Origin of the sequence: Amycolatopsis sp. NBC_00348, assembly GCF_036114655.1 — a bacterium.
In the GTDB taxonomy this organism is placed as follows: Bacteria; Actinomycetota; Actinomycetes; order Mycobacteriales; family Pseudonocardiaceae; genus Amycolatopsis.
Genome location: NZ_CP107994.1, coordinates 2,719,602 through 2,739,221, shown reverse-complemented (window position 1 = coordinate 2,739,221; position 19,620 = coordinate 2,719,602). Strand labels below are relative to the sequence as shown.

The window sequence follows — 19,620 nt, the reverse complement described above, 5'->3', positions numbered from 1 at the left end:
CCCCGGGCCGGTCCCGGTGCCGCCGATGTCACACCTCCGTGGACATCGGCTCCCGAAGGGTGGGATCGACGCTGGTCAGAAGCGGGCTTCGTGCTCCTGTTCGAAGTCCAGCAAGTAACGCTTCCGTTCGAGGCCACCGCCGTAGCCGGTCAGCGAACCACTCGCGCCGACGACGCGGTGGCAGGGAACGATGATGCTGACCGGGTTCTTGCCGTTGGCCAGCCCGACCGCGCGCGACGCCGTGGGCTGCCCCAGCCGGTCGGCCAGCTCGCCGTAGGAAGTGGTGCTGCCGTAGGGGATGTCCCGCAGCGCGGCCCAGACCCGTTGCTGGAACGGCGTGCCGACGAAGGTGAGCGGCACCTCGAACTCGTGGCGCTGCCCGGCGAAGTACTCCTTCAGCTCGGTTTCGGCCCGCACGAAGATCTTCGCGCCCGGATCGGGTTCGCCGAACGTGAGCTCGTCCGGGCGGTGGCGCTGCTGGACCATGTACAGCCCGCAGAGCGCGTCGCCCTGGGCGACGAGGGTGAGCGGGCCGCACGGGCTGTCCACCACCGTGTGGGAACGCATGATTCTCCTGTCGTGGGTGGGTCAGGCGGCGGGCATGCGGTTGATGGCGTGGTCGCCGGTGGCCCACAGGTGCTGCGTGGCGTACGCGCGCCACGGGCGCCACGCCGCGGACCGCGCGACGACGGCCGCCGGGCCGCCGAGGCCGAGCGTCTCCGCCGCGTACTTGATGCCGAGGTCGGTGGGCAGGAACGCGTCCGGGTCGCCGAGCGAGCGCATCGCGATGCTCTCGACGGTCCACGGCCCGAAGCCGGGCAACGCGGTCAGCGCGGCGCGGGTCCCGGCCCAGTCGCTGCCCGCGCCGAGGTCGAGGCCGCCGCCGGTCAGCGCCTCGACCAGGGCGAGCAGCGTGCGACGGCGGCTGCGCGGCATGGCGAGCATCTCCGGGTCGAGGTCGGCCAGCGCCTCGGGAGACGGGAAGAGGTGCGTCAGGCCGCCTTCGGGGTCTTCGATCGGGGTGCCGTGCGCGACGACGAGCCGGGCGGCGTGGGTGCGCGCGGCGGCCGTCGACACCTGCTGGCCGAGCACCGCGCGGACGGCGAACTCGGCGCCGTCGACCGTGCGCGGGACGCGCCGGCCCGGCGCGGCCGCGACCAGCGGGGCCAGCAGCGGGTCGGTGGCGAGCTGGTCGTCGACGGCTTCCGGGTCCGCGTCGAGGTCGAGCAGACGGCGGCAGCGGCTGGTGGCGGCCGGGAGGTCGCGCAGGTCGGACAGGGTCAATCGGCAGGCGATGTGACCGGCGGCGGAGTCTCCGGGACGCAGCGCGACGACGCCGTGCCCACGTGGCAGCCGCAGCGTGCGGCGGTAGGCGCCGTCGCGCCACTCTTCCACGCCCGGAACGCCGGTGGCCACCAGGTGCCCGAACAGGTTGTCCGGGCAGAGCGGCTTGCGGAACGGCAGCCGCAGCTCGATCGCCCCGGCCGCGGCGCCCGGCTTGCTCTTGGCCCGGGTGCGCAGCTCGGTCGGCGAGAGGGCGAACACCTCGCGGACGGTGTCGTTGAACGTCCGGATGCTGCCGAACCCGGCGGCCAGGGCCAGCTCGGTCATCGGCAGCGTGGTCGTCGCGATGAGCGTCCGCGCGGTCTGCGCGCGCTGGGCCCGGGCCAGGGCCAGCGGCCCGGCGCCGAGTTCCGCCAGTACCTGGCGCTCGACCTGCCGGACGCTGTAGCCGAGGCGGGCGGCGAGGCCGCGGACGCCCTCGGTGTCGACGACGCCGTCGGCGATCAGCCGCATCGCCCGGGCGACGAGGTCCGCGCGCTCGTTCCACAGCGGCGAGCCCGGGCTGGCGTCCGGGCGGCAGCGCTTGCACGCCCGGAAGCCGGCCTGCTGGGCGGCCGCCGCGCTCGGGTAGAAGGTCATGTTCCGCGGTTTGGGCGGCACCACCGGGCAGCTGGGCCGGCAGTAGATCCGGGTCGTCACGACCGCCGTGAAGAACCACCCGTCGAACCGGGCGTCCTTCGCCTGCACGGCCCGCACGCACCGCTCGAAGTCCTCGTGCACGCCCCCAGCATCGCCGAGTCCGCGCGCCCCGGCTAGCGGAAAAGCGACATGGGGGTGCTCAGCCGAGCAGAGCCGTCAGCGCCCGCGCGTCGACACCCACGAGCGTGTCGCGGAAGACGCGCCGCTCCCCCGGCTCGACGTCGACGTCGTTCGGGATCACCAGCACCGTGCAGCCGGCGGCGACCGCCGACGCCGTGCCCGGCGGCGAGTCCTCGATCGCGACACAGCGCCCGGGCGCGACGCCGAGCAGCTCGGCGGCCTTGAGGTACGGGCGCGGGTGCGGCTTGTTGAACCCCTCGACCTCGTCACCGCACACGGAGACGTCGAAGAACTCGCGGCCGATGGTGTTCAGCGCCAGCTCGGTCAGGTCACGCTCGGTGGAGGTGACCAGGGCCGAACGCAGGCCCGCCGCGCGCACGGCGGCCAGCACTTCGCGGGCGCCGGGGCGCCACGGCAGCGCGTCGTCGAACAGCCCGGCCGTGCGGCGCCGGATCAGCACGCCCGCTTCGACGATCGCCTCCGGCGTCACCTCGCGGCCGGCGACCTCGAGCAGGCAGGCGGCCGTGTCGTCCATGTTGGACCCGACGAGCGTCATCCGCGTCTCTTCGGAAAGCTTGCCCCCGAGGGCTTCCGCCGTCTCGTACAACGCGACGTCCCACAGCTTCTCGGAATCGACCAGTGTTCCGTCCATGTCGAACAACACGGCGTCGAGACCGTCCACAGTGGATCCTCTCCGGGGTCGGGTGGTGAAGTGCCGGGGTTTCCGCTCCGGGCGCGGTCCCCGCACTCCACGGTAGCCGAGCCGGGAGAACTCCTCGACGGCCAACGGGGCGGCTGAGGCGCCCGCCACACCGCCGTGGGGAAGGCCGGTGGTGCGCCGTCCGGACGGGTGACGCCGGTAAACGGCGGCGACAGGCCGCCGGACGTGCTGAACAGCCTGGGCCCGGTGGTCGTAGGCTGGTCCGGTGAGTGAGCCCGTCGACGAGACCCCGCGGCCGCCTGGCGACCGCCCCGAACCCTCCCGGCCCTTGATGGTGGTCGCCTTCGAAGGCTGGAACGACGCAGGTGACGCGGCCAGCCGCGCCGTGGAGCACCTGCAGCTCAACTGGGACGCCACACCACTGGCCGAGCTGGAACCGGACGACTACTACGACTTCCAGGTCAGCAGGCCCACGGTCCGCATGGTCGACGGCGTCACCCGCCGCGTCGACTGGCCGACGACGACGTTGTCGGTGTGCCGCCCCGACGGGTTCGACCGCGACGTGGTCCTCGTGCAGGGCCCCGAGCCGAACATGCGCTGGCGCGCCTTCTGCGCCGAACTGCTCGAGCACATCCAGCAGCTGGACGTCGCGACCGTGGTGACACTGGGCGCGCTGCTCGCCGACACGGCGCACACCCGGCCCGTCCCGGTCACCGGGACGGCGTACGACAAGGACACCGCGTCGCTCTACGGGCTCGACCTGAACAACTACCAGGGCCCGACCGGCATCGTCGGGATCCTGCAGGACTACTGCGTCCAGGCCGGCATCCCGGCCGTCTCGATCTGGGCCGCGGTGCCGCACTACGTGTCGCACCCGCCGTCCCCGAAGGCGACGCTGGCGCTGCTGCACAAGCTGGAGGACATCCTCGACGTCGAGATCCCGCTGGGCGCGCTGCCGGAGCAGTCCGAGGAGTGGCAGCGCACGGTCAGCGAGATGGCCGACGAGGACGAAGAGATCAGCGAGTACGTCCGCGGGCTCGAGGAGCGCGGCGACGCGCAGACCGAGGTCGCGGAGCAGGACGTCAGCGGCGACAAGATCGCCGCCGAGTTCGAGCGCTACCTGCGCCGCCGCGGCCGCGGCGGCAACGGCGGCCAGGAAGGCTTCGGCCTCCGCTGAGTCACTTGAACCAGGTCACTTGAGCCAGCTGGTGGCGAACGCCCGGGCGGGGTTCGCCACCAGCATGGCCGTGACGACGTCGCCGCCGAGCACCTTGGTGAGCCGCGGAGCGAGCGTCGAGAGCAGGTAGGACGCCCCTGGCTGCCGCCGGGCCGCGGCGGTCGTCGTGTCGCCGCCCAGCAGGATCTGCCCGCCGTGGCCGGTCTCGACGAGCGCTTCCAGGCCGTCGAAGAGCTGCCAGTCGGTGGCGTGGTTGGCCCGGGACGGGCCGTCGAACCCGAGGAAGACGCCGGTCTCGGCGATCTCACGCTGGATGCGCACGTCGGGGTTGCGGTTGAGGTGCCCGAGGATCACGCTCTCCGGCGGCACGTCCAGCTGCTCGCACAGCAGGTGGACCGTCTCGAGCGGCGCGGTCCCGAGCTCCAGGTGCACGGCGATCGTGGCCCCCGTCTCCTGGTGGGCGACCGCGGCGGCGGTCATCGTCAGCCGCGCGTGGGAGTCGATCGAGTGGAACGCGCCGGCGACCTTGACCAGCCCGGCGCGCGGGCCGGTGCGCGGCTCGTCCGGCAGGTCGGCGGGCTGGGTGCCCTCGGCCAGGTCGGCGACGAACTCGCGCACGAGGTCGTCGATCACCCGGTCGAGGACGGCCGGGTCGTAGTGCTCCGCGCGGTGCAGGCCGGTGGCCGCGACCACGTGCACACCGAGCTCCTGTGACATCCAGGCGAGCTCCCGGGTCCGGCGCGTGAGGCCGTACGGCGTCCACTGGACGAGCGCCGAGCCGCCTCGCACCTTGAACTCGAGGAGCGCTTCGGTGGCGGCGGTCGGGTCGTCCAGCTCCTGGCCCGGCAGCAGCTTCGAGGCGAAGAAGAGGTGGTCGTGCGCGTTCGTCACGCCCAGCTCGGCCGGATCGATGTCACCCAGCACCGTCCGGACCTGCGGGTCAGCGGTCATGCCGTCGAGTGTAACGACTGACCCGTTACAATGCGAGCATGCCCGACGACCACGCCTTCCGCTTCGACAGCGGCGCCCCCTGGCTTGACCTCATGGCCACCCGCGGCCGCCACTTCGGGGCGAGCCCGGTGGAACGGATGCCGACGCGGGACCGGCTGGCCGAGTGGCTCGCCGAAGTCGGGCTGGCACCCCTCGCCCGGGTCACGGACGCCGACGTCGACGCGGCGCACCGGCTGCGCGAAGCGGTGCGCGAACTGGCGCTCGGCGCGGTCGACGGGGTCGCGCCGCGAGCCGATCAGGTGCGGGCGCTGACGGCGTTCTTCCGGGCCGAGCCGATGCACCTGGCCACGCTCGACCGGCTCCACCGCAGTGCCCCGGCGACGGTGGCCGACGCCTTGAGCAGGCTCGCGCTGCAGGCGGCCGACTGGCTCACCGGCCCCCTGCGCGCCGACCTGCGTGCCTGCCCGGAGCAGGACTGCCGGGGCGTGTTCGCCGACCCGGGCGGGCGACGCCGCTGGTGCCCGTCCCCGGCGTGCGCCAGCCGCGGCCGCGTCCGCGCACTCAGGGAGCGCCGCCGCGCCGAGTCCTGACGACTGCACCCGCGCCGGTCCGCGCGACCGACCGGAGGTCGCCGACCGAAACCGCGATCGCGCTGACCCGGCCCGACGTGGCAACCTCGATCAGGGCGCAGGCCGAGGTGTCCGTCCGAGGCGAGGACGTCGACGGAACCCGCACGGCGCCGGAACCGGCCCCGCTCGTTCGGGTGAACCCGGATGCGGAGGTCGTAACTCCGGAACACTTTCTCGGCGAAAGTGCGGCCTCGCGGCGGGGTCAGGAGGGCCAGAGTATGCGGCGCATCGGCACCGCGCCCCGGGCGCGCTTGCGCCACTCGCGCGGGTAGCCCAGTGAGACCTCTTCGAAGCGGACGCCGTCGGCTTCGGTGGTGCGCGGGATGTGCAGGTGGCCGTACACCGCGATCTCCGCGCGGTAGCGCAGGTGCCAGTCCTCGGTCTTGGTCGAACCGCACCACAACGCGAACTCCGGCCAGTACAGCGGCGCGGTCGGGTGGCGGTGCAGCGGCCAGTGCGACATCAGGATCGTGCCGTGGTCCTGGGGGATCGCGTCGAGCCGCTCGGTGCTGATCTTCAGCCGGTCGGCGCACCAGGCCTGGCGGCTGGGGTACGGGTCCGGGTGCAGGAAGTACTCGTCGGTGCAGACCACGCCGGCCTCGCGGGCCTGGCGCAGCGCCTCCTCCAGCGACTTGCCCTCCGCCGCCGGGGTCCGCCAGCTGTAGTCGTAGAGCAGGAACAGCGGCGCGATCGTCAGCGGCCGCGAACCGTGCTGCCACACCGGGTACTCGTCCTCGGGGGTGAGGACGCCGATCTCGCGGCACCCCTCGACGAGGTGCTCGTAGCGCGCTTGGCCGCGCAGCTGGCACTCGTCGGTCTTCGTGGTCCACAGCTCGTGGTTGCCCGGCACCCAGACGACCTTCGCGAACCGCTCGCGCAACGTCTTCAGCGTCGCGATCGTGACGTCGGCCCGCTCGGCGACGTCGCCCGCCACGAGCAGCCAGTCTTCGGGCGTCTCGGGCACGACGGAGTCGAGGATCGGGCCGTTGCCCTCGTGGGTCACGTGGAGGTCGCTGGTGGCGAAGAGGTGCGGCACCCCTCCACCGTAGCCACCACCGTTTCCCCGACGTCCCCGAACCGGGTGATTCGGCGGGTTTTCCGCACGAGCACCAGGACGCCGGCGAGGACGTAGACCCCGGCCTGGACGTCCAGCAGCACCGCGGGCCCGGTCGTCGCGACCAGGGTCCCGGCCGCCAGCGCGCCGATGGTGCTGAACGTCGCCATGACGGCGAACGTCGTGCTCAGCACCCGGCCCGCCCGCTCCGGCGCGACCGCGCTCTGGATCTCCGACAGCACGCCGGCGCCGACGACCACGCCGGGGGCGCCCACCAGCACGAACAGCCCCACGTAGACGCCCAGCGCGGTCGTCGCCAGCGCCAGGTTCCAGATCACCGCGGAGACCAGGCCCAGCACGATCGAGCCCCAGCCCAGCAGCCTGGCCGGCGCCACCCGGCGCGCCACGGTCGCGATGGCGAAGCCTGCCGCGAGCCCGCCGACCGCCTGTACACCGCGCAGCAGGCCCACGTCGGCCTCGCTGCCGCCGAGCACCTGCAGCACGAACACCACGAACAGCACCAGGAACATGCCCTGGGCCAGCGAGGTGAGCACCACGGCGAGCCCGGTCCGCCACAACCGGCGGTTGTGCGTCAGTTCCCGCAGCCCGTCCAGCCACGCCTGCACCACCGGTTCGGGTGCCGCGGCCGGCACGGGCGCGCTCACCCGGCGGAACGGCTTCGCCAGCAGCCCCGCGGCGATGACCAGCACGATCAGGTAGCCGGTGATGACGTCCGCGAGTCCCCCGAAGCCCAGCAGCGCGCCCCCGGCCCAGCCGCCGGCCAGCCGGGCGACGCTGCCGTTCACGCTCATCAGCCCGTTCGCGCCGGTGACCTCCTCGACGCCGACCAGCTCCGGGACCAGCGCGTTGCGCGCCGGCTCGAACACCGACGCGAGCGCCGCCTGCGCGGCCATCACCGCGTACACGACGGCGATCCCCGGCTCGGCCAGCAGCGGCAGCGCGACGACGGCGAGGCCGCAGCAGACGCCGAACAGCACCGCCCGCCGGTTCCAGCGGTCGGCGACCACGCCGGCGACCGGGCTGAGCAGGACCGCGGGCAGCAGGCCGAGCACGATGCTCAGCGCCGTCGACGCCGCGGACCCGGTGCGCTGGAAGACGTAGACCGGCAGCGCGACCTGCAGCATCCACTCGGCCGTCTCGCCGAAGAACGCGGCCACCCACAACCGCGCGAACGCGGGTACCCCCAGCAGCTGCTTCATTCCTCCGCCTTCCCCGAGTGTTCGATGCGCGGGAACGCGCGCACGCCGACGTGCACCGGGCGCGCGCCGGGCGGCGCGTCCGTCCGAATCGCGCTGACGAAGGGCCGGACCAGGGCGTCGATCGCGTGCGAGAGCCGGGTCAGCTCCTCCGGCGTGACGCGCAGCGAGTAGCTGCTCAGCCCGGCCACGGACCGCCACGCCGGGTCGAGGTCGTCCAGCGAGTCGAGGTAGCGCTGGGTCAGCTCCTGCTCGTTGGCGAGGCTCGCGCCGACCACCCCGAGCTGGGCCGCCCGGCGGACCGGATCGTCGTCGATGTCGCCGAGGTCGAGCCCGACCTGCCGGGCCCGCCACGGGCGCTCCCGGCCGTCTTCGGCGTCCGCCCGCTCGACCAGGCCGTACTGCGCGAGCTGCCGCAGGTGCCAGCTGCAGTTGGACGCGGTCGACCCGACGGCCTCCGCGCACTCGCTCGCGGTGCGCGGCCCGACGGAGGTCAGGTGGTGCAGCAGCGCCGACCGCAGCGGGTGCGACAGCGCCCGCAGCAGTTCGACGTCCTCGACCCGCTTGCGCGGCGGCAGCTCGGCCATCGGTCACCTATCTGAAAGGATCGTTTCGAAAGTATTCTTTCATAGTTGATCCCGCCTGCGGGTTTGTCAACCGGCTCCGCTATCGTTCGCCGGGCAGCGACTGCGCGAAGCAGTGACTGCGTCGTCACCGAACCTGGGATGGATGTTGCCCGACCAGCGCGAACTCGCCACTGCCGCCGCCCTCGCCCTCCCCCGGTTCGTGGGGTCGACCGCGCTCTTCCACGCCGCGGTCGCCGAGCGGATGGCCGTCACGCCCACCGAGCTGCACTGCCTGCACCTGCTCCACGGCGGCGTCAGCGACTCCCCGACCGAGCTCGCCCGGCTGCTGGGCATGACCACCGGCGCGTTCACCCGGCTGCTCGACCGGATGGCGCTGCACCGGCTCGCCGAGCGCGCGCCCGACCCCGCCGACCGGCGCCGGCTCGTCGTCCGGCCGCTGCCCGACCGGATGGCCGAGCTCGCGGAGCTGTACGCGCCGATGGCCCGGTTCGTCGGCGAGCGCCTCGCCCACCTGGACCGGCGCCAGCTCACCGCCCTGCTCGGGTTCCTCACGGACGGCACCGCCGCGGCCGAACGCTCGACCACGCAGCTGCCGGATGTGACCCAGGCCATATCGAGTTGACTAACTCTACAGTCGTTGCGTTAACCTGGCTCCACTATGAAGAACTGATCGCGCCCATCCCGCTTCCGAGGCGGCACCCGGTCGAGCCGACGCTCCCGCGTGCCACGACGCCCGGCGGGATATCCGCATCTTCTCCTCCGGGCTCGGTGATCGCGCATGTCCACCCCCATTTTTCCGTTGCTGGCCAAAGATGTCGTCTTCGGCTACGGCACCCGTGTGGTGCTCGACGGCGTCTCGCTGACCGCGTCCGCCGGCCAGCGCCTCGGCCTGGTCGGTGAGAACGGCACCGGCAAGTCCACCCTGCTGCGGCTGCTCGCCGGGCTCGAAGAACCCCGCTCCGGCGAGGTCCTGCGCGGTCCGGACGTCGGGTTCCTGCTGCAGGAACTGCCCTTCGCCATGGACGCGACGTTCGCCGACGTCGTCGACGACGCGCTCGCCGAGATCCGCGCCGCCACGGTCCGGCTCGACGAGCTGACCACGGCGATGACCGCGCGGCCCGACGACGCGGCCGTGCTCGACGAGTACGGCCGGGTCCTGGAATGGGCGCAGGCCCACGACCTCTGGGACGCCGACCGCCGCGCGAAGCTCGTCTGCGACGGGCTCGGCCTCGGCGGCATCGAGCCGGACCGGCGCCTCGGCACGATGTCCGGCGGGCAGCGCTCGCGGCTCGGGCTGGCCGCGCTGCTGATCCGGCGGCCGGAGACGCTGCTGCTGGACGAGCCGACCAACCACCTCGACGACGCCGCGATGGAGTTCCTGGAACGCCACCTCGCGGAGCTGACCGGGGTCGTGGTGCTGTCCTCGCACGACCGCGTCTTCCTCGACGCGGTGTGCACGGACATCGTCGACCTCGACCCGGCCGCGGCCGACAGCCAGGCCGGTGGCGCCGTCCGCTACGGCGGCAGCTACACCGACTACCTCGGGCACAAGAAGGCCGAGCGGGCGCGCTGGGAGCAGCGCTTCGCCGACGAGCAGGAGGAACTGAAGGAGCTGCGCGAAACGGTCGCCGTCACCGCGCGGAACGTCGCCTACGGCCGGGCGCCCCGGGACAACGACAAGTTCATCCACCACTTCAAGGGCGCCCGCGTCCAGAAGACGATCTCACGGCGGGTGCGCGACGCCGAGCAGCGGCTCGAGCACCTCGAACGCGACCAGGTGCGCAAACCCCCGGCACCACTGCGGTTCCGGGCCGCGCTCACCGGCCGTTCGGCGGGCGACGGCCCGGCGATCTCGGTGCGGGAGCTGGACGTCCCGGGCCGGCTGCACCTGCCGCGCCTCGACGTCGACGGCTCGGCCCGGCTGCTCGTCACCGGCGGGAACGGCGCCGGGAAGTCGACGCTCCTGTCCGTCCTCGCGGGACAGCTGACGCCGGCGGGCGGCACGGTCCACTTCGGACACGGGGTGCGCGTCGGCCTGCTGGAGCAGGACGTCGTGTTCCCGGACCCGGCGCGGACCGCGCACCAGGTGTACCGCGACGCGCTCGGCGAGGACGCTCCCCCGCTGAGCCGGCTGGGCCTGCTGGCGTCCCGCGACCTGGGGCTGCCCGTCGGCGCGCTTTCGGTCGGTCAGCGCCGCCGGCTGGCGCTGGCGGTCCTGCTCGCCGAACCGCCGGACGTGCTGCTGCTGGACGAGCCGACGAACCACGTTTCGCTGACCCTGGCGGAAGAGCTGTTCGCCGCGCTCGACACGGCACCGGGCGCCGTCGTCATCGCGTCCCACGACCGCTGGCTGCGCCGGGACTGGGCGGGCGACCACCTGGAGCTGACCGCCGGCCACCCCGCCGCAGTATAGAGCGTTATACACAGTTCGTGAATGCCACATTGAGGGACACTATGTCCCTCAATGTGGCATTCACGGCATTAGAGGATGATGCCGAGCAGGGCGTCGACCGCGATGCGGATCAGGCCGGGGGCCGCGGGGTCGGTGCCGTCACGGCGGAGGGCCTCGTTGGCCCACGCGTCGATCGCGGCGAGGGCCTTCGGCGTGTCGAGGTCGTCGGAGAGGTGGTCGCGCAGCCGTGTGATCGTGTCCTCGGCGGCCGGGCCGGTCGCGAGGGAGACGGCCTCGCGCCAGCGGGCCAGCCGCGTCTGGGCCTCGGCGAGCAGGGAGTCCGACCACGGGCGGTCGCCCCGGTAGTGGCCGGCGAACAGGGCCAGCCGGATCGCGCCCGGGTCGACCTTGTCGGCGCGCAGCCGCGAGACGAACACCAGGTTCCCGCGCGACTTGGACATCTTCTCGCCGTCGAGGCCGATCATGCCCGCGTGCACGTAGTGGCGGGCGAACTGGCCGTCCTTGGCCACCGCCTCGGCGTGCGCCGCGCTGTACTCGTGGTGCGGGAAGATCAGGTCGGAGCCGCCGCCCTGGAGGTCGAAGCCGAGGCCGAGGCGGTTGACGGCGATCGCGCTGCACTCGATGTGCCAGCCCGGGCGGCCCGCGCCGAGCTCGGACTCCCACGACGGCTCACCCTCGCGGGCGACCCGCCACAGCAGCGCGTCCAGCGGGTGACGCTTGCCGACCCGGTCGGGGTCGCCGCCACGCTCGGCGAAGAGCTTCGCCATGGTCTCGGCGTCGTAGTTGGACTCGTAGCCGAACTTCCCGGTCGCCGTGTGGTCGAAGTACACGTCCGGGTGGTCGGCGTCGTCGGCCCGGTACGCGCTGCCGTTGGCCAGCAGCTTCGCGATCACCTCGACGATCTCCGGGATGCTCTCCACCGCGCCGACGAACTGCTTCGGCGGGATCACACGCAGCGCGGTCATGTCCTCGCGGAACAGCGCCGTCTCGCGCATGCCCAGCACGACCCAGTCGTCCTGGTCGCGCGCGGCCCGCTCCAGCAGCGGCTCGTCGATGTCCGTGACGTTCTGCACGTAGTGGACGTCGTGCCCGTTGTCCCGCCAGATCCGGTTCACCAGGTCGAAGGCGAGGTACGTCGCGGCGTGCCCGAGGTGCGTGGCGTCGTAGGGCGTGATGCCGCAGACGTACATCCGGGCGGTGGCGCCGGGTGCGGTCGGGCGGATCTGCCCGGTGGCCGTGTCGTGGAGCCGCAGCGGGCGGGGGGTGCCGGGGATGCGGGGCACGTCGACCGATGACCAAGTCTGCATACCCTCGACTGTAAGCGTTCCTCCCGCCACCCTCCCGCCCGGTGGGACACGTCCCCCACCCGGGGCAGTGCTAGCCCCGGCGCACGGCGTTCGCCCTGATGGCGTCGCGGACGAACGCGCCGGCGCCTGAGCGCTGCTCGTCCTCCCGGACCAGGAAGCCCAGCTGCACCGGTTCGGTGACGTACAGCTCACCGATCCGTTGCTGGGTCTCGTACGAGCACTCCCCCATCGCCCGGCCGAGCATCACCCGGTGCTCCTCGGCCAGGTCCATGGCCTCGGCGCTGTCCGGCGCGGCACCGGCGTCGAGGACGGCGTTCAGCCGGCCCACCCACTCCTGCCGCGCCGCTTCGCCCGCGGCCAAGTCCTCCTTGGACAGTGCCGGCGCGCCCCGCCACTCGGGCGTGCTCCCCCAGCGCTGCGCCGCTTCCTCCGCGTAACCGTCCGGCTCCTGGAAGCCACCGAACACTTCGAACTTCTCCTCGGGCGTCAACGCGTTGCCCATGGCTCTCGCCTCCATCACACGATCGACGGCCGCGACCATCCGCCCCAGCTCGCCCATCCGCGCCACCAGCAGCTCCCGCTGCCGTTCGAGGTGCGCGTCGGCGTCGATGCCGGGGTCGTCGACGAGGGTCGCGATCGTCTCGAGGGGAAACCCGAGCTCCCGGTAGAACAGGATGCGCTGCAGCCGGTCGAGGTCGTCGTCGCCGTAGCTGCGGTACCCCGACGCCGTCCGCCCGCTCGGGCGGAGCAGGCCGATCTCGTCGTAGTGGTGCAGCGTCCGGACGGTGACCCCGGCGAGTGCGGCGACCTTGCCCACGGGATGCCCCATCGTTTCCCCTCCTCTGCGGCCGGTGTGGCCCTTGCCCGGACCACGGTGGTGCCTCACGCGACGTCAGGGTCAAGCGTCACCCTTCCGTAGCCCGCCCCGCGCCGCCCGCGCGGTTAACCTGACTCGGGTGAAGGCCGAGGTGACGCTGGGTGTCGCGGGTGCGGTGATCGCCTTGGTCGCGGCGCTCATCGCGTACCTGCGGCTGCGCCGGACCCCGGCCCGCGACCGGCCTTCGCCCGCGGTCACCCGGCTCGTCCTCGGCGACCTCCCCCGTGCACCGCTCTCGGCGGTGCGCCGCGGCCCGCTGCTGGCCCGGATCGACGACGCCTTCGACGGCGGCGGGTTCTGCGTCCTGCTCGGCGGGCGCGGGGCCGGCAAGACCCACCTCGCCGCCGCGTACGCCCACGCGGCCGCCACCGACGGGCGGTCCACGGTGGTCTGGATCAGCGCCGAGGATCCCGCGAACATCGTCCGGGCGTACGCCGAACTGGCCCGCCGGGCCGGGCAGGCCGACGCCGTCGTCGACGCCGAAGCCGCCGCGCGCACCGGGATGGCGTGGCTGGACACCGTCGAGCGGCCGGTCGTCGTGTTCGACAACGCGACCGATCCCGACGCGCTCAACCGGTGGCTGCCCGCCCGCGCCCGCGTGCTCGTCACGAGCACCGTGCAGGCCTTCGAGATCCTCGGCGGCACCGTCGCGGTCGGCGGGTTCGACGAGGACGAGGCCGTCGGCTTCCTGTGCGCGAGGTCGGGCCGGGAACCCGATGAGGCCGCGGCCGGCGTCGTGCGCGAGCTGGGCGGCCTGCCGCTGGCGCTCGCCCAGGCCGGCGGGGTCATCCGGCGGCAGCGCCTCACGTTCGCGACCTACCTGGAGCGGCTGTCGCACGCGCCGCTCAACGCGCTGCTGGAGCGGGTGCCCGGCGAGGGGTGCCCCGCTCGCGTCGAGGACACGGCGCTGGAGTCGCTGCGGGCGGTGACGGCCCGCGACGGACGGGCGCGGGCGATCGCGGAGTTCGTCGCCCTCCTCGCGCCCCGGGGCGTCCGGCGCGAGCTGGCGCACCGGCTCGGCCCCGATCCGGTCGCCGTCGACGCCGCGCTCGGGGCCCTGACCGGCGCCTCCATCGCCGGCTTCGACGTCAGCGGCGAGATCGTCACCATGCACCGGCTCACCCAGCGGGCCGTCCTGAGCCGGCTGCACGCCGAGGAACGCCTGGCGGCCACCCTGGACCGGGCCTTCGACGCGCTCGAGCAGGAAACCGGGGGCTCGGACGAGAGCGACGGCTCCGCACCCGACGACCTGGCCGAGCACGTCGGCGCGGTGTGGCGGACCTTCCGCGCGCTGCCGTCGGTCGAGCTGACGCCGCGGCTCGAGCGGATCCTGCGGCTGCGGCGCTGGTCGGTGGGCCACCTCGCGGCGGCGGGCGCCCTCGCCGAAGCGCGGGCGCTGGGGCGGGAGGTGCTGGCCGACCACGACGCCTACCTGCTGGCCGGGCACGCCGACGTCGACCGCGCGGTGCGATCGCTGCGGCTGGTCTGCGTCCGCGGTGAACGGACCGGCGAAGCGGTGGCCCTTTCCGAGCGGCTCGTCGAGCGCCGGACCCGGTGGTACGGCGAGGACGACGTGCGCACGCTCGGCGCCCGCAATTCACTCGGCTACGACCACGAGTGCCACGGGCAGCTCGACCGGGCGATCGCCGTGCACCGCGGCAACCTCGCCGACGTGGTTCGGGTGGCCGGGCCCGACCACCAGACGGCGCTCCATGCCCGGGTCAACCTCGGCAGCGCGCTCCGGTCGGCCGGTGAGCTCGCGGCGGCGGTGCCGGTGTTCGAGGAGAACCTGCGGGAGAACGTCCGGGTGCACGGGCCGGATCACCCGTCGACGGTCAACGCGCGGGGCGAGCTGGCCCGCACCTACGTCCGGTGCGGGCGGGTCACCGAAGGGATCGCGCTGCACGAGGAGAACGCGGCCCGGACCGACACGCCGTGGTGGGGGCAGTACCGGGCGGCCGCCTACCAGGCCGCCGGCCGCCACGGCGACGCGATCGGGCTCCTGCGGCGGCTGCGCGACACCGCCGAGCGCGAGCAGCCCGCGGACAGCCTCGAAACGGTACGGGTGCGGCTCTTCCTGGCCCGGGCGCTGCTGGACGCCGGGAAGACCCGGGAGGCGCTGGAGCTGTTCGAGCGCACGGCCGGCGACCGGACCCGGCTGCTCGGCCCGGACCACACGGGCACGCTCAACGCCCGGCGCAACCTCGGCCTGGCGTTGGCGCGGGCCGGCAAGCCGGGCCCGGCACGCGAGACGCTCACCGCCGTCACCGCCGACTACCAGCGGGTGCTCGGACCGGCGCACCCGTACAGCCGGCAGGCCGGGAGCGACCTCGCCGGGCTGACGGCGCCGGTCCGGCACCGCCGGGTGCGCCGCTAACCGTTAGCGGCGCCGGGTGCGCAGGTAGTCGCCCACCACCGCCGCGCCCAGGCCGTCCAGGTCCGGGGCCACCACCCGGCCGCCCGAGCGGCGGGCGATGACGTCCACGAACGCCGTCAGCCGCGGGTCGTCGCCCAGCCGGAACACCGTCACCGACGCGCCCAGCTTGGCCAGTCGGTCCACTTCGGACAGTGTCTTGTGGAGGGTCTGCGGCTGCGGCGGGTAGTCGAAGACGGCCTCGCCGTCCGGTTCCAGGTGCGCGGTCGGCTCGCCGTCGGTGACCATCAGGACCACCGGCTGGGCGTCGGGATGACGGCGCAGGTGGCGCCCGGCCAGCAGCAGCGCGTGGTGCGCGTTGGTGCCCTGCTCCCACGCGCCCTCCAGCCCGACCAGCTCCGGCAGCTCCATCGACGTCGCGTAGCGGCCGAAGGTGATCAGCTGCAGCGCGTCGTTGCGGAACCGGGTGGTGATCAGCTGGTGCAGCGCCAGTGCGGTGCGCTTCATCGGCAGCCAGCGGCCCTCCGAGACCATCGACCACGACGTGTCGACCAGCAGCGCCACCGCGGCCCGGGACCGGTGCTCGGTCTCGACCACTTCGACGTCCTCGACGTCCAGCCGGACCGCGGACTCCCCCACCGACACCGAGCGCAGCACGGCGTTGCGGATCGTCCGCGGCACGTCCCAGGGCTGCATGTCCCCGAACCGCCACGGCCGTGACGCGCCGGTCGGCTCGCCCGCGGCGCCCGCCGACTCGGTCTCGCGGTCGCCGGACTTGCCGCGCAGCGCGTTCACGATGTCCGACAGCGCCGTCTCGCCCAGGCGCCGCAACGCCTTGGGCGACAACCGGAGCGACCCGTCGGCGGCGCGTTCGAACAGGCCCTGGCGGCGCAGCTCACGCTCCAGTTCGGACAGTCGCCGCGCGTCGACGCCGGCGTCCTTGCCGAGCTGGCTCTCGAGCGCTTCCAGGTCGATGTCGTCCAGGCTCGCGCCGGGGTAGGACTGGCCCAGCTGCTCGGCCAGCGCGTCCAGCTCGGCGAGGTCGGCCATCGCCTGGGCGCCTTCACCCATGCCGAGCGGGTTCTTGCCGCGGAAGCGTTCCGACGACGTCCAGTCCTCGCCCGGCCGGGCCGCGCGCAGCTGGGCGTCCAAGTTGGACAGTTGCTGCGCGAGACGCGGGTCGCCGAAGGCCTGCTGGGTCAGTTCGGCCAGCTCCGCGCGTTGCTCGGCGGACATCGAGTTGAGCATCCGCTGGGCCGCGGCGGACCGGGCCGCGAGGGCGTCGATCAGCTCCTCGACGTTCTGCGGGTTCTCCGGGAAGTACTCGCCGTGCTTGCCCATGAAGTCGTCGAAGCGCTCTTGGATGTCCTCGGCGCCCTGGGCATGCGCCGAGAGGAGATCGTTGAGATCCGAGAGCATCTCGTTGATCCGCTCGACGTCCTCGGGCCCGGCGTTCTGCAGCGCCTGCTTCATGCCCTGGAACCGGGACTCCATCAGCTCCTGGCCGAGCAGGTCCCGGATCTTCTGGTAGTTCTCCCGGCCCTGTTCGGAGCGCCAGTCGTACTCGGACAGCTCGTTGACGGCCGCGGCCGTGCCGGGCGGCAGGGCGTCCAGCTGGGCCTCGCGGAAGCGGGCGTCGTCGTCCGGGTCGGGGAACAGCTCGCGGCGTTCGGCCTCGAGGGCGTCCTGCAGGAGGCGCTGGACCTCCTGCAGGGTGCCGTCGAGGTTGTTGCGCCGCTGGATCTGCGAGCGGCGCTGCCACAGGCGCCGGGTCAGCTCGTCGAGCCCCGAGGTGCGGTCGGTGCCCCGGCGCAGCAGCTCCTCCAGCGCGGCGCGCGGCGACGAGCCGGCCATCACGTCGCGGCCGATCTCGTCGAGCGCGTCGTGCAGGTCGGCCGGCGGCGCGAGCGGGTCCGGCCCGTCGTGGAACGGGCCGTAGGAGTAGCCGTCGGGGAGCGGGACCGCGGTCATCGGCCGTAGACGGTGGTCGTGTCGTCGGAGTCCTTGGCGAGCCGCCGGGCCAGGAACAGCGATTCGAGGGCGAGTTCGACGGCGGCCGCGATCCGGCCGGCGGGTTCGTCGGGCGAGACCCCGGCGCGCGCGGCGACCTCGTGCAGCACCGGCAGTTCCGGCAGCGCCTTGAGGACGTCCTCGCCCGGTACGCGCTCGCCGGTGGCGACGAGGTGGCCGTCGGCGACCGCGTCGGCCAGCGGGCGCAGGTCGAGGCCGGCGAAGCGCTCGCGGGCGGTCTCGGCGATCGCCCGGCGCAGCAGGTGCACGAGGTGCTCGACCTCGCGGCCCTCCTCGCCCGGCTCGAACTCGATCTTGCCGCGCAGCACCGACGGCACCGCGTCGAGGTCGACCGGCCGGGCCACGGCGGGTTCCTCACCGGTCAGCGCCGAGCGGCGCAGGGCCGCGGCCGCGACGGTCTCGGCCGCCGCGACGGCGAACCGCGCGGAAACACCGGAGCGCTGGTCGATGACCGGCGACTCGCGGAGGTTCCGGACGAAGCGGGCGATGACCTCCAGCAGCGGCTCGCCCACTTCCGCGACGAGGTGGGCCTCCTGCCGGACGACGGCGACCTCGGACTCGACGTCCAGCGGGTAGTGCGTGCGGATCTCGGCGCCGAAGCGGTCCTTCAGCGGGGTGATGATCCGGCCGCGGTTGGTGTAGTCCTCGGGGTTCGCGGTGGCGACGAGCAGGACGTCCAGGGGCAGCCGCAGCGTGTAGCCGCGGACCTGGATGTCGCGCTCCTCCATCACGTTGAGCAGCGCGACCTGGATGCGCTCGGCGAGGTCGGGCAGCTCGTTGATGGCGACGATGCCGCGGTGGGCGCGCGGGACCAGGCCGAAGTGGATGGTCTCGGGGTCGCCCAGGCTGCGGCCTTCGGCGACCTTCACCGGGTCGACGTCGCCGATCAGGTCGCCGACCGAGGTGTCCGGCGTGGCCAGCTTCTCGGTGTAGCGCTCGGAGCGGTGGCGCCAGGCCACGGGCAGGTCGTCGCCGAGCTCGGCCGCGCGCCGCAGCGACGCGGGCGTGATCGGCTGCAGCGGGTGCTCGCCCAGCTCGGAGCCCTCGATGACGGGCGTCCACTCGTCGAGGAGCCCGGAGAGGGTGCGGAGCAGGCGGGTCTTGCCCTGGCCGCGCTCGCCGAGCAGGACGACGTCGTGGCCGGCCAGCAGCGCGCGTTCGAGCTGCGGCAGCACCGTGCGGGAGAACCCGACGATGCCCGGCCAGGCGTCGACCCCCGTGCGGAGGGCGGTCAGCAGGTTGTCGTGGATCTCTTGCGCGATGGGCCGCGGCTCGTACCCGGCCGCGCGCAGGGCCCCGGCGGTGCGGGGAAGATCGTCTGGAACTACGTTCACCCGTTCGACGCTACTGCCGGATCGGCGGCCCGTCGATGTGGAGCGACTCCAGCGTGGGCGCACTGCCGGGTTGCGGAGCGGCCCGGTAAAATAGGGCGTCGTGTGCCGACCCAGTGCGACCTTCGCCGTCTGGTCCAGCGCGTGGCTGAACGGAGCCGCCGCGTCCGACGATGTGCTCGACGCCCTGCTCGCGTGGGGTGAGGCGCACGACGTCGTCGCCGCCGACGCGGCCGCCGCGGAGGCGTTCGAGCTCCCGCTGGCCTTCAACCGCGCGGCCACCCCGGTCCAGTTGCTGATGGCCCTGCGTTCGCAGGGAGCGAAAAGCATGCGGCTGGTCCTCCCCGTCCCGGGTGATGTCCGGGGCCTCGGGGGCGGCGGCCCGTTCACCGAGGCGGCGTTGCGCGCCGGTGACGCGGTGGTGCTGCCCGAACTCGGCTACGGGATCGTGCCGGAGCCGGTCGCCGAGGGCCTGATGCGCTGGACGGTGTTCTCGCTCGTCCCCCTGGCCGCCCCGCCGGAGTACGTCGCGCTGGGCGAGGCCGAGCACGGCCTGACCGACGCGATCCGCGCGAGCGCCGGCGCGCTCCAGACGTTGAACGTCGCCAGCGACCGGCCGGGAGTGCGCGCGGAACTGTCGGCCCACCTGCGTTCCCGCCCGGACGTCGACTGGCCGGCGGGCACACCCGGCCGCGCGCTGCGGGTGCTGCAACGCGCCGAGGAGATCGCGGCGATCCTGGTGATCGCCCAGACGGACGACCCGGGCGGCGCCCTGTCGGCGTCGGCGTCGAACCTGCGGGCCCAGGCCCTGCGGCCGCTGTCGGACGCCGTGCGGATCGCTCGCTGCGCCGCCGTCAACGAGGCCGTGCGGGTCTTCGCGGAGCAGACCGCACGCGAAGGCTGACGTC

At 73.6% G+C, this 19,620-nt stretch carries 17 protein-coding genes; 6 read left to right on the top strand and 11 right to left on the bottom strand.

Features of this window, described 5'->3' with window-relative positions; translation table 11 throughout:
• Positions 1-75: 75 nt before the first annotated feature.
• Genes OHS58_RS12365 through OHS58_RS12355 form a run of 3 tightly spaced genes read right to left on the bottom strand, consistent with a single transcriptional unit; the run spans position 76 to position 2,755 of the window.
• Complete coding sequence (locus OHS58_RS12365; protein WP_326953218.1) at positions 76-567, bottom strand: methylated-DNA--[protein]-cysteine S-methyltransferase; 492 nt, start codon at positions 565-567, stop codon at positions 76-78.
• Between the two features lie 21 nt (positions 568-588).
• A complete protein-coding gene (locus OHS58_RS12360) occupies positions 589-2,064 on the bottom strand; it encodes an AlkA N-terminal domain-containing protein (RefSeq protein WP_328648309.1) in 1,476 nt (491 codons plus the stop codon).
• 58 nt (positions 2,065-2,122) lie between these two features.
• The gene (locus OHS58_RS12355; RefSeq protein WP_247064304.1) at positions 2,123-2,755 is read right to left on the bottom strand and encodes an HAD family hydrolase; all 633 of its coding nucleotides are present in this window, start codon (positions 2,753-2,755) and stop codon (positions 2,123-2,125) included.
• Between the two features lie 274 nt (positions 2,756-3,029).
• Between OHS58_RS12355 and OHS58_RS12350 the strand changes: the two genes are divergently transcribed.
• Positions 3,030-3,941 carry a PAC2 family protein gene (locus OHS58_RS12350; RefSeq protein WP_247051910.1) on the top strand — a complete coding sequence of 304 codons (912 nt, stop codon included), beginning with the start codon at positions 3,030-3,032 and terminating at the stop codon, positions 3,939-3,941.
• A gap of 15 nt (positions 3,942-3,956) precedes the next feature.
• Here the strand turns inward: OHS58_RS12350 and OHS58_RS12345 are convergent, their stop codons facing one another.
• The gene (locus tag OHS58_RS12345; RefSeq protein ID WP_328648308.1) at positions 3,957-4,892 is read right to left on the bottom strand and encodes a phosphotriesterase family protein; all 936 of its coding nucleotides are present in this window, start codon (positions 4,890-4,892) and stop codon (positions 3,957-3,959) included.
• 38 nt (positions 4,893-4,930) lie between these two features.
• Here OHS58_RS12345 and OHS58_RS12340 point away from each other — a divergent pair, with 38 nt between their 5' ends.
• Positions 4,931-5,482: a CGNR zinc finger domain-containing protein gene (locus tag OHS58_RS12340; RefSeq protein WP_328648307.1), complete on the top strand. Its 552-nt coding sequence runs from the start codon at positions 4,931-4,933 to the stop codon at positions 5,480-5,482.
• A 241-nt stretch (positions 5,483-5,723) separates the two neighbouring features.
• On the opposite strand, the gene OHS58_RS12335 is transcribed toward OHS58_RS12340, so the two are convergent.
• The 3 genes from OHS58_RS12335 to OHS58_RS12325 are packed head-to-tail and all read right to left on the bottom strand — an operon-like array spanning position 5,724 to position 8,379.
• Complete coding sequence (locus OHS58_RS12335) at positions 5,724-6,557, bottom strand: metallophosphoesterase family protein (RefSeq protein WP_326949721.1); 834 nt, start codon at positions 6,555-6,557, stop codon at positions 5,724-5,726.
• Positions 6,521-7,795 (bottom strand): MFS transporter, encoded by a 1,275-nt coding sequence (locus OHS58_RS12330; protein WP_328648306.1) that lies wholly within the window; start codon positions 7,793-7,795, stop codon positions 6,521-6,523. Before OHS58_RS12330 ends, OHS58_RS12335 begins: the two co-directional genes overlap by 37 nt.
• Positions 7,792-8,379 (bottom strand): ArsR/SmtB family transcription factor, encoded by a 588-nt coding sequence (locus tag OHS58_RS12325; protein WP_328648305.1) that lies wholly within the window; start codon positions 8,377-8,379, stop codon positions 7,792-7,794. Before OHS58_RS12325 ends, OHS58_RS12330 begins: the two co-directional genes overlap by 4 nt.
• A gap of 145 nt (positions 8,380-8,524) precedes the next feature.
• On the opposite strand from OHS58_RS12325, the gene OHS58_RS12320 reads away from it, so the two are divergent.
• On the top strand, positions 8,525-9,001 hold the full coding sequence (locus tag OHS58_RS12320) for a MarR family winged helix-turn-helix transcriptional regulator (protein WP_326951542.1): 477 nt from the start codon (positions 8,525-8,527) through the stop codon (positions 8,999-9,001).
• 156 nt (positions 9,002-9,157) lie between these two features.
• A complete protein-coding gene (locus OHS58_RS12315) occupies positions 9,158-10,792 on the top strand; it encodes an ABC-F family ATP-binding cassette domain-containing protein (protein ID WP_328648304.1) in 1,635 nt (544 codons plus the stop codon).
• A gap of 68 nt (positions 10,793-10,860) precedes the next feature.
• Here the strand turns inward: OHS58_RS12315 and mshC are convergent, their stop codons facing one another.
• Together mshC and OHS58_RS12305 are read right to left on the bottom strand one after the other, a co-directional pair.
• Positions 10,861-12,099, bottom strand: coding sequence for a cysteine--1-D-myo-inosityl 2-amino-2-deoxy-alpha-D-glucopyranoside ligase (gene mshC / locus OHS58_RS12310; RefSeq protein ID WP_328648303.1), 1,239 nt, complete (start codon positions 12,097-12,099; stop codon positions 10,861-10,863).
• Positions 12,100-12,169: 70 nt separating this feature from the next.
• Positions 12,170-12,928, bottom strand: coding sequence for a MerR family transcriptional regulator (locus OHS58_RS12305; RefSeq protein WP_326949726.1), 759 nt, complete (start codon positions 12,926-12,928; stop codon positions 12,170-12,172).
• A gap of 127 nt (positions 12,929-13,055) precedes the next feature.
• Here OHS58_RS12305 and OHS58_RS12300 point away from each other — a divergent pair, with 127 nt between their 5' ends.
• Positions 13,056-15,353, top strand: coding sequence for a tetratricopeptide repeat protein (locus OHS58_RS12300; RefSeq protein WP_328648302.1), 2,298 nt, complete (start codon positions 13,056-13,058; stop codon positions 15,351-15,353).
• A 3-nt stretch (positions 15,354-15,356) separates the two neighbouring features.
• Here the strand turns inward: OHS58_RS12300 and OHS58_RS12295 are convergent, their stop codons facing one another.
• Positions 15,357-17,321 carry a VWA domain-containing protein gene (locus OHS58_RS12295; RefSeq protein ID WP_326949728.1) on the bottom strand — a complete coding sequence of 655 codons (1,965 nt, stop codon included), beginning with the start codon at positions 17,319-17,321 and terminating at the stop codon, positions 15,357-15,359.
• Entirely contained in the window at positions 17,318-18,715 is a 1,398-nt protein-coding gene (locus tag OHS58_RS12290; protein ID WP_247051922.1) for an ATP-binding protein, read from the bottom strand. Before OHS58_RS12290 ends, OHS58_RS12295 begins: the two co-directional genes overlap by 4 nt.
• A gap of 100 nt (positions 18,716-18,815) precedes the next feature.
• Here OHS58_RS12290 and OHS58_RS12285 point away from each other — a divergent pair, with 100 nt between their 5' ends.
• Entirely contained in the window at positions 18,816-19,616 is an 801-nt protein-coding gene (locus tag OHS58_RS12285) for a hypothetical protein (RefSeq protein WP_326949729.1), read from the top strand.
• Positions 19,617-19,620: the final 4 nt, after the last annotated feature.